The 15,726-nt window shown below is 51.9% G+C and carries 12 protein-coding genes; 10 read left to right on the top strand and 2 right to left on the bottom strand.

Features of this window, described 5'->3' with window-relative positions:
• The first annotated feature begins 580 nt into the window (after nt 1–580).
• Nucleotides 581–2,260, top strand: a complete 1,680-nt coding sequence (gene ilvB, locus GGC63_RS00960) for a biosynthetic-type acetolactate synthase large subunit (protein WP_192701378.1) — start codon at nt 581–583, stop codon at nt 2,258–2,260.
• A complete protein-coding gene (gene ilvN, locus GGC63_RS00955; protein ID WP_079912870.1) occupies nt 2,257–2,739 on the top strand; it encodes an acetolactate synthase small subunit in 483 nt (160 codons plus the stop codon). Before ilvB ends, ilvN begins: the two co-directional genes overlap by 4 nt.
• 121 nt (nt 2,740–2,860) lie before the next feature.
• Here ilvN and GGC63_RS00950 read toward each other — a convergent pair whose 3' ends face one another.
• The gene (locus tag GGC63_RS00950) at nt 2,861–3,175 is read right to left on the bottom strand and encodes a metal-sulfur cluster assembly factor (protein ID WP_079912871.1); all 315 of its coding nucleotides are present in this window, start codon (nt 3,173–3,175) and stop codon (nt 2,861–2,863) included.
• 275 nt (nt 3,176–3,450) lie between these two features.
• Here GGC63_RS00950 and GGC63_RS00945 point away from each other — a divergent pair, with 275 nt between their 5' ends.
• Together GGC63_RS00945 and GGC63_RS00940 are read left to right on the top strand one after the other, a co-directional pair.
• The gene (locus GGC63_RS00945; RefSeq protein WP_192700741.1) at nt 3,451–4,746 is read left to right on the top strand and encodes a stalk domain-containing protein; all 1,296 of its coding nucleotides are present in this window, start codon (nt 3,451–3,453) and stop codon (nt 4,744–4,746) included.
• A gap of 166 nt (nt 4,747–4,912) precedes the next feature.
• A complete protein-coding gene (locus GGC63_RS00940) occupies nt 4,913–5,275 on the top strand; it encodes a DUF2500 domain-containing protein (protein WP_192700740.1) in 363 nt (120 codons plus the stop codon).
• Nucleotides 5,276–5,392: 117 nt separating this feature from the next.
• On the opposite strand, the gene GGC63_RS00935 is transcribed toward GGC63_RS00940, so the two are convergent.
• Nucleotides 5,393–7,258 (bottom strand): DUF2264 domain-containing protein, encoded by a 1,866-nt coding sequence (locus GGC63_RS00935; protein WP_192700739.1) that lies wholly within the window; start codon nt 7,256–7,258, stop codon nt 5,393–5,395.
• 241 nt (nt 7,259–7,499) lie between these two features.
• Between GGC63_RS00935 and GGC63_RS00930 the strand changes: the two genes are divergently transcribed.
• From GGC63_RS00930 to GGC63_RS00905, 6 genes are all read left to right on the top strand, one after another.
• The gene (locus tag GGC63_RS00930) at nt 7,500–8,537 is read left to right on the top strand and encodes a dienelactone hydrolase family protein (protein ID WP_192700738.1); all 1,038 of its coding nucleotides are present in this window, start codon (nt 7,500–7,502) and stop codon (nt 8,535–8,537) included.
• Between the two features lie 139 nt (nt 8,538–8,676).
• Nucleotides 8,677–10,095 carry an extracellular solute-binding protein gene (locus GGC63_RS00925; RefSeq protein ID WP_192700737.1) on the top strand — a complete coding sequence of 473 codons (1,419 nt, stop codon included), beginning with the start codon at nt 8,677–8,679 and terminating at the stop codon, nt 10,093–10,095.
• A 305-nt stretch (nt 10,096–10,400) separates the two neighbouring features.
• Nucleotides 10,401–11,723 carry an ABC transporter substrate-binding protein gene (locus GGC63_RS00920; protein ID WP_192700736.1) on the top strand — a complete coding sequence of 441 codons (1,323 nt, stop codon included), beginning with the start codon at nt 10,401–10,403 and terminating at the stop codon, nt 11,721–11,723.
• A gap of 32 nt (nt 11,724–11,755) precedes the next feature.
• On the top strand, nt 11,756–12,814 hold the full coding sequence (locus GGC63_RS00915; RefSeq protein ID WP_192700735.1) for an SGNH/GDSL hydrolase family protein: 1,059 nt from the start codon (nt 11,756–11,758) through the stop codon (nt 12,812–12,814).
• Nucleotides 12,814–13,581, top strand: a complete 768-nt coding sequence (locus tag GGC63_RS00910; RefSeq protein ID WP_192701377.1) for an SDR family NAD(P)-dependent oxidoreductase — start codon at nt 12,814–12,816, stop codon at nt 13,579–13,581. The genes GGC63_RS00915 and GGC63_RS00910 overlap by 1 nt, the downstream gene beginning before the upstream one ends.
• Nucleotides 13,578–15,599 (top strand): heparinase II/III family protein, encoded by a 2,022-nt coding sequence (locus GGC63_RS00905; protein WP_192700734.1) that lies wholly within the window; start codon nt 13,578–13,580, stop codon nt 15,597–15,599. Before GGC63_RS00910 ends, GGC63_RS00905 begins: the two co-directional genes overlap by 4 nt.
• The last annotated feature ends 127 nt before the right edge of the window (nt 15,600–15,726 follow it).

Raw genomic sequence — 15,726 nt, 5'->3', positions numbered from 1 at the left:
AATGGCACACGTTATCGTGCTGCAGGTAAGATGACCATCTTACCTCATGAGGCCGGAATTGCGAGATTCCGGTGAATCAGGGTGGTACCGCGGAAATTTAACCCCTTTCGTCCCTTGAGTATGGCACGACATGTGCCTGCTTAGGACGAAAGGGGTTTTTGGATTGAATAAACACATAGCGATGAAGAGAAAAAAGCGCAGGGGCTCTTATGCCCAGAGAGCGGAGGGAAAGCTGAAACCTTCGCCATAATCCTTTGTGCGAAGTCGTCTCGGAGCCTTTGTCCCGAAAGCCGTGCCATTGCCCTATGAGGGCAGGAAGCGGTGAGTAGTCTCAAACGGAATGGCACACGTTATCGTGCTGCAGGTAAGATGACCATCTTACCTCATGAGGCCGGAATTGCGAGATTCCGGTAAATCAGGGTGGTACCGCGGAAATGAACCCCTTTCGTCCCTTGAGCCAGGCATATTTGTGCCGGCTCGGGACGGGAGGGGATTTTATATTTCAGGAGGGAATACCGTGGAACAAGTTCAAGATGCAAGCTTGGCACCCCAAGCAAAGAAGGCGGATTTGACCGATGAAATGGTCACAGGTTCGGAGATTTTACTGCGCGGCTTACTGCAGGAAGGGGTCGAATGTGTATTCGGGTATCCGGGCGGCAACGTGTTATACATCTATGACGCGATGGTGGGCAATCCGGAATTCAAGCATATTTTGACCCGGCACGAGCAAGGGGCTATCCATGCGGCCGACGGCTATGCGCGCTCAACAGGCAAAGTCGGGGTGTGTATCGCCACCTCCGGTCCGGGGGCGACCAACCTGGTAACGGGCATTGCCACAGCTTACATGGATTCGGTGCCGCTCGTCGTTATCACCGGGAATGTGCCTACTACCGTGATGGGGACGGATGCTTTTCAGGAGGCGGATATTGTCAGCATAACGATGCCCATTACGAAACACAGCTACTTGGTCCGGGATGTAAGGGAGCTGCCGAGGATTATTCATGAAGCCTTTCATATTGCCAATACGGGGCGGAAAGGGCCTGTACTGATCGACATCCCCAAGGACGTGTCCAACCACAAGACCGTATACCGTCCTTATGAGCATAGACCGATTCGAGGCTACCGGGAGACGCCTAAGCTGGATTACGATCAGCTCGATAAACTGCTCCTTGCGATCAAGCAATCGGCTAGGCCGGTAATTATCGCTGGCGGAGGAGTCGTGTACGCCGACGCCTCGGAAGAGCTGATCGCGTTCGCCGGCGCAGCTCGGATTCCAGTAACTCCAACGCTCCTTGGCTTGAGCGGCTTTCCAAGCTCTCACAAGCTGTGCATGGGCATGGCGGGCATGCATGGTACGTACACGGCGAACACGGCTATTCAAAACGCGGATCTGATTATTTCTATCGGTTCCCGGTTTGATGACCGCGTAACGATGCGCGTGGACGGATTTGCCCCGAGAGCACAACAAATAGCGCATATCGATATCGATCCTGCGGAAATCGGCAAGAACATTAAGACGGATATTCCCTGCGTAGGCGACATCAAAATGGCGCTGCAATACTTAAACACAAAGGCAGCAGCGGCTTCAACATGGGAATGGCTTGCCGAGATCGACCATAACAAACGGAAGCACCCGTTGCGATATAAGGACACCGATCATCAGCTGAAGCCTCAATTTGTTATTGAAATGCTCAGTGATACAACCGATGGGGAGGCCATCATCACGACGGATGTAGGCCAGCATCAGATGTGGGTCGGACAGTTTTACCAATTTAAGCATCCCCGCTCACTGATTACTTCAGGGGGGCTAGGGACGATGGGATTCGGCTTCCCTTCTGCAATAGGCGCGCAAGCAGCGAATCCGAAGCGGCTTGTCATCTCCGTGAACGGGGACGGCGGCATGCAAATGTGCGCGCAAGAGATGGCGATATGTGCCATTCATCAAATCCCGGTCAAGATTGTCGTTATCAATAATCAGGTGCTTGGGATGGTAAAGCAGTGGCAGCAGCTGATTCACGATAACCGGTACAGCCATATCGATCTGGCGGGAAGCCCTGACTTTGTCAAGCTTGCGCAAGCATACGGCATCAAGGGGCTGAGGGCAACAACGAAAGCCGAGGCTATCCAGGCATGGCAGGAGGCCATGGACACGCCGGGACCCGTGCTTGTAGAGTTCGTGGTTCCGAAGGAAGAGAACGTGTTTCCGATGGTTGCGGCAGGAACAAGACTGGATCAAATGATAATGGGGGATTTCGAATGATGGGAAAGCATACGTTAGCCATTCTTGTGAACGATCAGCCCGGGGTGCTTCAGCGGGTATGCGGATTATTCGGCCGTCGGGGCTTCAATATTGACAGTATCAGCGTCGGAGGTACGGAAGAGCCTGGATTATCGCGAATGACCATTGTGACAAGCGGAGATGACCGGACTCTGGAGCAGGTACAGAAGCAGCTCTCCAAGCTGATAGATGTCATCAGCATTCGCAACATAAGCTCAAAGCCTATGGTGTCCCGGGAGCTAGCTTTGATCAAGATCGAGGCAGAGCCTTCCCGCCGTCCGGAAATATTAGGCGTCGTGGAAACGTTCCGGGCTTCCGTTATCGATGTAGGTCCGGGACATATGATTATTCAGGCGGTTGGCGATTTCGGTAAATTGGATGCGATGGTTGAGCTGATGCGGCCTTACGGCATTGTCGAGCTGTCCTATACTGGAGCAACGGCCATGAGCAGAGGAAACTGACGACCTGACACATAGCAGCAGCTCGCACAGCCAAGAGGCTGTTCCCGCAGGGTCAATCCTTGCAGGGGACAGCCTCTTGACTTGCAATGCAATAAACCGCCTTTCCCGGGCAGTTAAAAAGCTAGACTAAGGTTTGGCGCGCTCTGATTTGCTCCTTCGCCAGATCGTTCATTTTGGAAGGGGTCCATTTGGGCTCCCAGACGAGCTGAACGTCCGCCTTGTTCACGCCTTCCACTTGTTCAACTGCCGCCTTGACATCGGAAACAATCTGATCAGCTAACGGACATTCGGGAATCGTCAAAGTCATCTTAATGGTCGCCGTTCCGCTTGCATTCACGGTTACATCGTAGACCAGACCGAGATCTACAATGTTCACGCCGACCTCAGGATCAAGCACTTCTTCCAGCGCGGTTAAAATGCGATCTTCGGTTTTCATAGTTCCACCTCTATACTCGATTTTGAACTACAAAGGAGCAACCCTATATTCAGCCACAGGGCCAAAAACTATTCATTACCCCGAATGGTAAAAAATACAATAAGAGTGGTTGAGTTTCTTGTTGTTCAAAAAAATGCCACAAAAAAACAGGATCCCATCCCCGGAAAGGAAATTCCCATTTCGAAATATATGGGTATAAAAAATTCCTGTTTCACCCTGGAAAATGTGGGTAATGAAAGATGGGACATTGTAGAGAGAAAAGGAGAGTTGTAGGTATGAAGAAAGGGATCATAACCTGTGTAGCGGCTGCGATGGTGACTTTGGCCGCTATTCCTGCGGGGGTAACGACCAGCCCGCAAAAAGTGTTTGCATGCTCGAAGGGAGAGGTAACGTCTGCCGAAACCGATTACTCGTTGGCGAGCAACGTGCTTTACGGCTCGGTCACCAATGTAGAGAATGTATTTTATGACGGCAAGCCGTACCGGATGGCGACTTTTACGACATTTTCCAATTTAAAGGGCAGCTTTGTACGCACCATTTTGACGGCACCGGACAGCGATCAATGCGGGGTAACCTTTGAGCTCGGGCACACTTACCTAGTGTACGCGAATAACCGTCTTGGCCGGCCGGCAGCAGGCGTGTTTGATGTGTTCGAAGGTCAAGAGGCCGAGAACAGGGTAAACCAGCTGCAAGAGCGGGGAATGGTTCGCTATCCCGATCCGGGACCGCAGCAAATCACTCTTTACCCGGGTTCGAATGTTACGGTTACTTTGGATGGAAGAACAATACCTGTCACGCCAGGAACTTTATTCTATAATAATTCTCTTTACGCGCCGATGACCTTTTTCAGAGACACGCTTGGGTACGTAACCGTATGGAATTCGGAAAGTAACCGCTATGAAATTTTGCTGCGCTCCGAATGGGCGGGAATTGCCGCGAAGGGGGACCCGTCTCAATCGGAATTCAAGGATACGGCCATCGGGATTCCGTTGGGAACCGAACCGTTTGTAGCCGCGGTCACTTATTCCGATGTCCTGGCAAGAGTAGACGGCAGAGTATACGCTCCTGAATTACATCCTTTCAATTATGGGGGAGTCGTCTATGTGCCGCTTCGGGATACTGCAGAGAAGCTCGGTCTCTTGGTCAACTGGGATCCGCAAACCTATACGGCCAGCATTAGGGATACCCGGCCTCTGGATCGTGATGAGCACCCATCACTGATTATGAAGCTGTCTTCGAATAAAGACGGGGTATCGGATCTTATCGTTGACCGGATTGAGAACGACCAGGCACTTTATCGGGTAGACCGGGTGCTTCAGTACGGCGAAACCGCGGAGCAGCTTCAGGCCCCATTCCTGGATTTGATCAAGGAGAACGATGGAGTAGCCGACAGAAGAATTCGTTTGTTCCAGCAAAAGGGAGATCGGGAGTATGAGCTGGTTATGACGGAGGAGCTTATGAATTCGCTGAAGACGAATCCGCTGGTCCGCAAATCGATCAGCTTGACGCTTGATCGTGAGTTTTACACCTGGCCGGAGAACGGCGTCATTAGACAATCCAACGTACATTAATAAGAGAGCTGTCTCGCAGGGAATAGGGCCCGCAAGACAGCTCTTTTTCCAACAATTGAAACTTTTCCCTGGCTATTGGCGTCCATGTTAGAGAGGGTTATCCGGAACAAGTCTGCTGACCGGCAGACATGCATTTGAACGGATGATTACAAAAGGGGGAATTGCAATGCCTATTGGTTTCTCAGGTTCTCCGCCTATATTCGACGCCATGTTTGTCATAGTTCCCTTATTGATTATCGGAACTCTTGTATTTATTATTGTCAAAGGCTTGACGACGTGGGCAAGCAACAACGCGGCGGAAGTCGTTCATGTACCGGCTCGAGTCGTATCCAAACGCCTTGAGGTGTCGGGAGGCTCCGGGGACACAAGCTCTACAACGAGCTATTTCGTCACCTTCGAGTTCGAGGACGGAAGGCGGATCGAATTAAGGGTACGCGGCTCCGTTCACGGGTTATTAGTCGAAGGGGATCATGGCAGGCTGAATTACCAAGGAACACGCTTTAACGATTTTCAAAGAGACATCGGGTAAAGCTTGATGTGATCCTGGAATGACTGCAGCGTGTATCATTTAAAACTTACTGTCATGAAAAAAATCGCCTTTCATCCTTGCTGCGGGCAAAGTGATGAGGGCGATTTTTTGTGGAGCCTAGTCAAGTATTTTCTTAAATTCCTGTTTGTCGCAGCCGGTAAATGTGATGGACAGCTCATTGCCTGCAATGCTTGCGGACGGCGAGCTATTCCAACGGTTTTCCTTGCCGGCGGCGGGTTCCCCATAGATTGCGGTAGCCAGCCAATGTGTTCCGGGCTGAATGCTCATTCTGACCGTCGGTATGACCGTCCGGGGATACATCAAATTCGTATTGGCGTTCGGCGTAATCAATTCGGCCTTGCCTGTCCCGTACAGCAGCTTAACCCCGACCGAACCCAGATCGTTTGCGGCCTTAAGCGAAAGCTCCTCCTCATGAACCTGCAGCGTGCCCAGCTTCCTTCGTCCATGGTCGATGCCTAAAGCAAACCCCCCGTCAGCCAGATTCAAAGCTCTGCCCGAGACGATCCGATGCACCCTGATATGCCACGGATTGCCGGGAATCAGCCAGGTCTCCACTTCGACATCAGACCACGGCTTCCAGCGCGTATAAATGGTTCCGTCCTCTGCAATGCAGCTTTCCGCCGCCGTCCGTTTCACCCGGTACAGGTTATCCTCCTCGCTTAATGCCAGCATCGAATCAAAGGCGCCTTGAGCCAAGCCCCACTCCGCCCGCGGAACGCTGAAGCCGAAGAAGGTAGAGTAGACGAACTTCTCATATTTGGCGGATGTATGCGTATGCTCGTTCGTTGCGATGTGCCCGGTATTGAATGCAAGCACATGCGGGCTGGCCTCGTCACGGCAAATGACCAGGTGTGCAGGCTGCTGGACAGATAGCTTCGGAAGCGAAGGAAGCGGCATCTCCTCGGCAGCCCAAAACGGATGTTGCTCGTCCAGAGCCAGCGGCAAAAAGGTTTTTAGAGCCCAATACGGGGAACCGGGAGAATTATAGTTCTCTGCCATGATCAAATTCGGATACGCATATCCGATAGATAGGGTACCGTCAGGCTGGAATATCGGTTGTTGAAACCACCAGCGCAAATGCCTAAGAATAAGCCCCTTCATGACTCCCATAGAGAAAGGCTCGACTCCGGCATACACCAGCGCGCTCCAAAAAGCAGCCTGGGAGAAACGATAAGTAAGGCTTCGTCCGTAAGGCAGGGCCGCTCCTTCTTCGTTGAACCAATGGATAAAGGAGTGAGCAAACTGTTCTGCTCTGCTTTTATATAACCTGGAGCGGTCCGGGTCGTCCGCCTCCATCAGCTTGGCATACAACAGCCCATAATAATGGAGGGCGAACGGAACATAGTAGTCGCTGTGCCCCTGAATGCCGTCCGCATACCAGCCCTCCGATAGGTAGAAGCGGTCCATATCCTGTAAGGTTTGCTCCAAAAGCTGCTGATCATAGGGCAACCCGGCCTTTTTGAAGCCCATCTGAACCAGCACGAGAAAGAACAGCCAGTTGCAGTCCCACAGCTTTTTGCTGCTGATTTGGTCCAGCCAGACGATGAGACGCTGCAGCTCCTCTTCATTGAAGGCTGCTTGTATTTTCTCCGGCACAAGTGCCAGTGCAAAACCGTAAGCGGCCATCTCCACAAGGCGCTGATCGTAATCGGCAACGTCCCCCCAATATTCCTCGTGCTGCGGGTTCGTTCCATTCTTGATTCCCCGAACATAGAGCTGCCATAGTTCCGGTTCATCTCCGCCGGCCAGCAGCGGCACAAGCCCCCAAAGAATTCTCGAAAAGCCTTCCATCCCTGTTATATCGTCGGTGTAGCTTGTACCGGTATTCCCGAGGTACAGCCGCGAGGCCCCTTCGCTGTAATAAGGCTTTAACGGATCGGTAAGCTGTATGAACGCCTGACGCAAATCGTCTCTTGTCCGAAGCGGGTTCTGTGTGATCGGTAAGTCCCATGTTTGTTTCATGCTGTAAGCCTCCTGTTTCAAAGCGAGTTGCCTACGATTATACATCGATTTGCCCGAAAAAAATGGGTTTTGCAGGAACAAGTCAATATATTCTCAAAGAAATCAAGATAACGTTATCGGAAAGAAAAATAGAGCAAGGTTTGCAAAGAACGTGTCCTCATTCTATGGTATGGTTAAACCAACAGCCAAGATCATCAGGGATAAAAAGTAAGCGCTGACAATGGAATGGAGGTTGCTGGATATGCCGCAATTGGATTCTTTTCTTGACGGTATTTATGATGCATTACAGGAGCAGCGCGGGAGCCAAATGGGGTCTCGGGAGCAGAAGCGGCTGGAGCTTAGAAGCAGGTTGATTGAATCGCTCGGAAGCTTTGATATGCCGCAGGGGGAGGATGCCGATTTTCGGCCGATATTGCTGGAAAGCGTCGAGCTGGAGGACGTAATCCGCGAGAGGGTCGAGATATCGACCTTGGGCGGGCTTCGTATGCCGGTATATATTATGAAGCCCAAGCAGCTGCAGGGCAAGAATCCGGCTGTTCTGCTATGGCACGGTCATGGCTACGGAAGCAGGTCATTGGTCGGCTTGCAGGAGGATGGATCGCCGAAGCCCGAGACGGGCAAGAGAGGGGATAATATCGCTCTAGAGCTCGCACGCCGCGGACTTGTTGTTGTGGCGCCGGAGGTAGCAGGATTCGGTGACCGGAGGTTGGAGCGCGACCGATTGCAGGACCCCAGTCTAAAAAATTCATGCTATAACCTGTCGGTATCGTTAATGATGGCCGGTAAAACGACAGCTGGACTTCGCGTATACGAAGCGCTTCGAGCATCCGAATATGCATCGACCCTGGAGGAGGTGGATGCCGGACGAATCGGGAATATGGGACATTCCGGGGGAGGAACGATCGCTTCATTGTCCGCCGCTCTTGATCCTCGAATTCAAGCGTCCGTCGTCGGGATTTATCCGAACACCTACCGGGGCAGCATACTGGCCATGCGTCATTGCCTGTGCAATTATATCCCGGGCATGCTGCTTCATGCCGAAATGCCGGATTTGCTCGGATTAATCGCTCCGAAGCCGCTGTTTATCGAAGCGGGGATGGATGATCCGATATTCCCTGTCGCAACGACCCGGGAAGCGATTCGTATATTGGAGAATATTTACGCAGACATGGGGCTTAGCTCGAATTTGGATTCCCATGTATTCGAGGGCAGGCATGAGGTTAGCGGGGAGAGGTCCTTTGATTGGCTCGCGAATACTCTAACCAGGCTGAAGTCTTGATGGGAACAATTTCATTAACTATCCCATGTATAACGATTTTTCCGCTGCGTCGGCTAACGCGACTTGTCCTTCCCTGAGATTTTCAGTATGCTAAGAAAAGGAAAAGCTGAGTACTGCGAGGCAGATGTGGGGTAGATTCATGCAGAAACGAAACAGCCGCAAATATTTTCGGGCGCGTTTGGAAGAGATGATCGCGACGCTTCGCGAGGAGATTATTTCGGGAAAGCTTCCAATTGGGAGCTTCCTGCCCTCAGAGAATGATCTGGAGCTGCGATTTCAATTGAGCAACAACTCGGTCCGCAAGGGGCTCGAAACCCTCGTTGAGGAAGGCCTGATCGAGAAAATTGCCCGCATCGGCAACAAGGTCATCCGCCCACCCGAGCCGAGCGGTACCGTCATCAAATTCGGTTACGTCCAGGCAACCGGAGAGCTTGCCATGCTGGACAGCTTGCTTGATAGCTTTCACCGGCAGTATCCTCATATTCGCGTGCAGCCGGTTGAGCTGTCCTCGATGAATTACAGCCGAACGCTGCTGGAATATATGGATGCCGAAATGCTGGACGTCGCCATGATGAACAACAATAATTTTCAGGATTTCGCCGAGGCCGGACAAACCGGAATACTGGAGCCTCTTGAAATCAATGATGAGCTGTATCCTTTTGCTACAGCTCCTTTTGTAAGCGGGGAAGTGACGCTCGTACAGCCCTTTATTCAATCGCCCGTTGTGCTATGCTACAATAAAGAGCATTTCCGCGAATCAAGAGTTCCCGAGCCGGACAGCAGCTGGACATGGCGGGACTTGTTCTGCTACGGGAAGCAGCTCGCGGTGAAGGGCCGACGGTTCGGCTTCTATTTCTATCTTCCTTCCCGCAACCGGTGGCCCATCTTCATGCTGCAAAGCGGTGGAAAGTTCGAATCTGACGCCAAAGGGGAGTATCACCTGACAGCCAGCAAAGCTGTGGACGGCTTAGGCATCTGCAGAGAGCTGCTGGAGATGACCGATGTTTTTCCTGTCCTGCTGTCGGAGAGCGATGCCGATGCGGAGGCGCTGTTCTTGGAAGGGAAGGTATCCGTCATTATGACGACGTATTACTTCCTCAACCAGCTGAAGGATGCAGGCATTTCCTTTGATGTATCGCCCCTGCCCGGAATGGAAAACAACAAGACGCTGCTGATCGTCAACGGTCTGGCTGTCAACCGCCGTTCCCGGTCCAAAGAGGCGTCCAAATTGCTGGTGCAGTTCCTGACCTCCTACGAGACCCAGCTCAGGATTCGGCGTCAAACCTTGAATATTACGGCACACCGGTCGGCCATGGAATGGCAGGGGGAGGAAACGATATACCGCCCTTCGCGATTTTTCATGTACAGGGAGATTATTCCTACCTTCCGCCTCATCACGGAGATTGGGCTCAGCAACCATCAGCTCAAAGAAATGCAGCGGGAAACGATGCTGTTTTTATCCGGTCTGCAGGATCGGGACTCGTTATGCCGAAAGCTGGAGCAGCTGCTTCCGCAAGCGGACAGCGGGATTACCGCGAGCCCTAGTCTTAATAGTTAGATAAGAAAATATCCAAAGAATGATTCAGTGCAGGCTCCTAGGAGAGTCTGCATTTTTTTATATTTCGGGTGCCCACGAAAGCGCCTGAGACAGCCTCGAAGCCAAGATCCGCTTAGCGGTATTAGTTTGCCTATAGGATAATTGAAGTTTAGAGAACCGCTCGTCAATTGACTCATAATTAACCAATAATAACATCCGATTAGTATTGACGGAGTCCATAACCTAGTTTATAGTTAATTTGTGAGTCAGATAAAGGTCATAAAAGGATGTGGAGGAAGCCAGCAAGGAAACAAGGAGGGGTACGAATGCGGATCAAATCAAAACGGCTGTCAGGATTGATTCTCTGTGCTATTGCCGTATCGTTGTCGGGCTGCGAACCATCAGGAACAGCTGGGGAAGCAAAGACGGTGAAGGGAGAGGATTTGGTCAAGAAGGTTAGCGAGACGCCGACGGAGCTTGTTTTCTACGTTTGCGTCAATGGTTGGACGGAAGAGCAGTTTATGAGCACCTACGGAAACCAAATCAAGAAGAAGTTCCCGAACTACACGCTGAAGTTCATCCCGCAGAAGGACGCACAGACGCTGCCCAGCGTTATTACTTCGGGGCAAACCATCGATATTTTGATTACATCCATCGGACTAACCTCGAATTTTTTGCTGGCTTACGAGATGCAGGACGACATCAGCGGTCTCATCAAGAAGTACAACTATGATTTATCGCGGCTGGAGCCGTCCACGGTGGACATTCAAAGGCAGCTCGCCGGAGGCGGTATTTATGGATTGCCTGTCAGCACGACCTCTGCAGCTCTGTTTTATAACAAAGCCCTTTTCGACAAATTCGGGGTTCCTTATCCGAGGGATGGAATGACCTGGGACGAAATCTATGCTCTGGCCAAGACGATGACCCGAACCGATAACGGCCAGCAGATTAAAGGGATGACGATGTCCGTCCAGCATTTGATGCAGCTAAACCAGTTATCGGCCCCTCACATTGACTCCAAAACCTCCAAAGCGGCATTTACAGCGGACAGCTTCCGGCAAGCCTTTGGAAATTTAACGCGGTTTTACAGCATTCCGGGGAATGGACTCCTTAATAACCAATATAATCTGGTAAGCCAGCAGGAGCCGTTCTATAAAGACCAGAATGTCGCCATGTTCGCCGCCTTGAGCACAACGGCTAGGGTGTTCAAGGACTCTTTGGATTGGGATATCGTACAGCTCCCTGTTTATAAGGAGAAGCCCAACGTAGGTCCGCAATCGTACCCTACCTACTTTTATTTATCCAAGGGAAGCAAGAACAAGGATGCCGCCTTCCAGGTCATGTCCTATGTTACCTCGGATGAATTTCAGGATTTTATTGTCAGGGACGGCTATTCCTCGATTTTGAGCAACCAAGCCTCAATTATGAATCATTTCGCATCCAACGACCCGGTGCTTGCACATAAGCATGTGAAGTCCTTGCTTCCCGAGAAATTCGCCGATCCGACGGAAAAGACCAAGTATCAGGCCATCGCCGATAAAGAGATGCTCGCCGCTCTAGTCGATATTGCATCGGGTAAGGACGAGAATACGGCATTGCGGGAAGCGGAGGAGCGGGCGAACAAAGCTATTGAAGCGACTAAGAAGTAAATAGGATGCAGTTGTCAGCTGGAGGGGAAATCATGGATTATCAAGGTATTCGTTTTCATAACGTGGTCGAGCTAGAGCGTAAGGAGCTGCTTCCGGGCCTGAGGCTTCAGCGATTTCCGAAGCAGGTCCGGCATGCGTTAAGCGAGAATGGAAGGACGAAAGCGGTGCAATCGAACGGATGTGAGCTTCGTTTTGTTACCGATGCGAAGCATGTGAGGGTTACCCTGGCTTCTCTGGAAACGAATGGACGCGTGCTTGTGTTCCGCGGCGATTTCTTTCACTCCTCACACACTCTCCAGGCAGGCATCGCGCATACGATTCATCTGGAAATTCCGGAGCGTTTTGCCGATGTGGAGCCGGACAGCCTGCATAACCGGGCTTTTTCATCTAAGGTATGGCGTGTTTTTTGTGAGCGCTTTAACGCTGTCTTTTATGAGGTGGATGCATTTGGCCATGAGGTTCGGCCGCCTGACCGGGATGAGGTTCCGAGATTGACCTATCTTGCCTACGGGTCCTCGATTACTCAAGGGGCGGGAGCGTTAAGTCATTATAACGGATATGTGCAGCAGGCAGCGAGAAGGCTTGAGGTGGATGTGCTCAATCTTGGCTTGAGCGGCTCGTGCCATTGTGAGCGAGAGGTGGCTGATCATATAGCGGAACGTTCGGACTGGGACTTCGCATTTCTTGAAATCGGCGTCAATATGATGTCCAGTGTTCCTGCAGAGGAGTTCTCAAGGCGCGCTTCCTACTTGTTGGACGGCATTATTGCCAAGCATCCTGACAAACCGGTTTTCTTGACGACGATTTATCCGAACCGGGCCAGCTTTTACAAAGATCAGAGCCATGCAGCGGCAGACAATATGAGAAAATATAACGAAATTCTGCGAGCGTATGCAGAGTTCAAGAACCACAACCGGCTGTATCTGCTGGAAGGAAGCGATATTATGACGGATTTCACTTCCTTAACCAGCGATTTGACGCATCCATCCGATTACGGTCACATCTCAATGGGAGAGCGTCTGGCTGAAAGTATGCGTTCCGTAGTGGAACGGCTGAGGGAAGAGAAACAACACGAGGAGGCGTCTTTATGATTTCTATTAACTTATCCGGACAAATCGCTTTAGTGACAGGAGGGAATGCAGGCATCGGATTTGCCATTGCCAGCAAGCTTGCCCAAGCCGGGGCACGGGTAGCGATCAATTATTTAAGCAAGCAGGAGGCGGCGGAGCAGACAGTGCAGGCTATTCGGAACAACGGCGGGGAAGCGCAATGCTTCCAGGCGGATGTAACGGACGTGCAGCAAATATCGTCCTTGATTGAAAAGGTGGAGCAAGCGTTCGGAGGCAGGATAAATATTCTGGTAAACAACGCGGGGCATATGATCCAGCGTATCCCTAACACCGAAATGACCGAAGAAGGATATCAGCGAATCATGGACGTAAATTTCAAGAGCACCGTATTCCTGAGCAAAGCCGTTCTGCCGGGCATGATGGAGAAGGGCAGAGGGAAAATCGTCAACATGGCGTCGCTTGCGGCGCACAATGGCGGAGGTCCCGGGGCTTCGGTCTATGCGGCCAGCAAAGCGGCGGTCATGGCTTATTCCAAGGGCTTGGCCAAGGAGGTCGCCCCTCACGGCATTCAGGTCAACGTCCTTTCGCCGGGCTTTATCGGGCAGACGGCTTTTCATTCAACGTTTACTTCCGACGCCGCACGCAAGGCGACGGTAAGCGGAATCCCGCTTGGCCGGGAAGGCCTACCGGAGGATGTGGCCAACAGCGCGCTGTTCCTCTCTTCGCCGCTGTCCGATTACTTGACGGGGGAAACCATCGAGATTAACGGTGGCATGTTTATGCGATGAACATTAGCGAGAAGGTTACGAAATATGGCTGGGCGGCTAAAGTGCTGGAACAGCTGCAGAAGGAACTCGACCTGGCTATGGCCTTGCCGCTGGATATTCCGGTCGAGCCTGGAGGCTGGTGGCATCAATATGTCTGCCCGAAGCATCATACGGAGCTGCTGTTCGATCCCATAGAGGCGAATGCCAGGGAATTTCACTGCCCAGAAGGCTGCACGCTGCAAGGGGAGCCTTATCGCGGAGCCTGGCTGGTGATGAAGCATCAATCCTATGCCCGGTATGCGCTTCAGGCAGCCGCCGTTTATGCCGGAACCGGACAGGAGAGTTATGCCCAGTGGAGTAAGGATATTCTTTTGCGATACGCGGCGCAATTTCCAAGCTACCCCGTTCATCCTGAGGCGGAAGGCTGGATGCTCAAAGGCAGGGCATTTCATCAGGCCTTGACGGAGGCCATCTGGGCTACGACATTGCTGCGCGCGTATTTGCTTCTTGGTGACGCTGGAAGAGAATCCGCCGGGAAGAATGAGACTGATCAGCTGGAGCTGTTCTTCTCTATGCTGGAGGAAAGCATGACTCAATCCAGAAAGCTGCTGGTCGAAGTGCAGAAGAAGCCGGAGAGCAATTATACGGCCTGGCTCAACGCTGCGCTTGCCTGCTTATATGCTCGAAGGCAAGATTCGGAGCGGATGAAGGAGCTTCTCGAAGGAGAGGGGGGACTCAGGCATCACTTATCCATCGGGATTCGTCCTGACCAGATGGAATACGAGGGGAGTACCTACTACCATGTATTCGTCCTGCGAGCTTATTTTATTGCAGCGGAGATGGCCGGCCGGCTAGGTATGGATTGGTATTCAACGACAGGAGAGCAGGGGCAATCGTTTGAAGGGATGCTGGACGTCATGGCAGCTTTGGCTAATGATCAAGGCGAGCTTATCGCGCTTCATGACGGCCCATATCAGCGTATACCGTATGCCAGAGAAATCGCCGAAACGGTAGAAGTCGGATTAACTCGGTATAAGAAAGGAAGGTATGTGCCGCTTCTCCGTGAGGCATACCGCCAGATGTACGGGAGGCCGGTGAGAGCCGGACTAGAAGCGCTTGTCTACGGCCAAGGAAGTTTGGAGGACTATCATGAGCCGGATCCTGGTCGGAATACCTCGAAGCTGCTCGAATCATCCGGTTTTGTCATTGGGCGAAGGCCAAGCGGACTGCTCTCGTTCTTTGCCGATTACGGGGAGCATGGAGGATCACACGGCCATTACGATAAGCTGCATTTGACACTGGCATCCAGGGATGGATGGCTCGCGCCTGAGCTCGGAATGGTGCCTTACGGCTCGGTCATGAGAAAGGAATGGTACGCTTGTACCGAGAGTCATAACACGGTTGTAATAGGTCAGCGGTCACAAGCCGCTCATACAGGGAAGCTTGTCCGTTATGAAGATAATCCGGAATGGACCTACGCTTGGCTAAGTTCATCGGAAGCGTATGAAGGCTGCCGAATGGACCGGCATCTGCTGCTAACAGGCAGCTGGCTGTTGGATTGGTTTGAGGTTGAGCTTGAGGAAGAAGCCGCTATAGATTGGTGGATGCACAGCCCTAAGTTATCTCCATTAAATAGCGAGCTATGGAAGCCAAAATCCGGCTTGCTGGATGAGGCGGGATCGTACCGTTATGTCCAACCGGCTTCGGAATGCATCGGGCAATCGGCCGAAGCGGATTGGGTCCAGCTAACCATGAGCGGAAAAAGCGGGGAAGGGATCCGAATGTCGGCTTGGCTGTCCCCGAGCTCCCGTATGGTACTTACAGAAACCCCGGGAACTGCGGAGCGGCCTATCGATAGGATGCATGGCATTCTTCACCGGCAGTTTGGACGGAAGGCTGCTTTTATCACGGTATATGGCGCAACTGGAAGCGGCAGCCTTAGGATGTCCCTTTTACCTAAGGATAGGAAGGCTGTTGAGCTGGGAAAATGGCGCGCTGTCTTAGATCCGGTACGCGGACTTGAACCCGAACGGTTATAAGGTCCGATTCAGCTACAAAATGGTTCTGGACTTCATGAGGAGAACAAAGTAACATTACAAGTGAAATGAAACATCTTCATAAGAAGAACGTAGAAGAAGTATGCCCGAATGGGATAAGCATGTGCGG

Origin of the sequence: Paenibacillus sp. OAS669, assembly GCF_014873645.1 — a bacterium.
GTDB lineage: Bacteria > Bacillota > Bacilli > Paenibacillales > NBRC-103111 > Paenibacillus_S > Paenibacillus_S vulneris.
The sequence above is the reverse complement of the archived record's forward strand: the minus strand, read 5'-3'. Positions and strand labels throughout refer to the sequence as shown.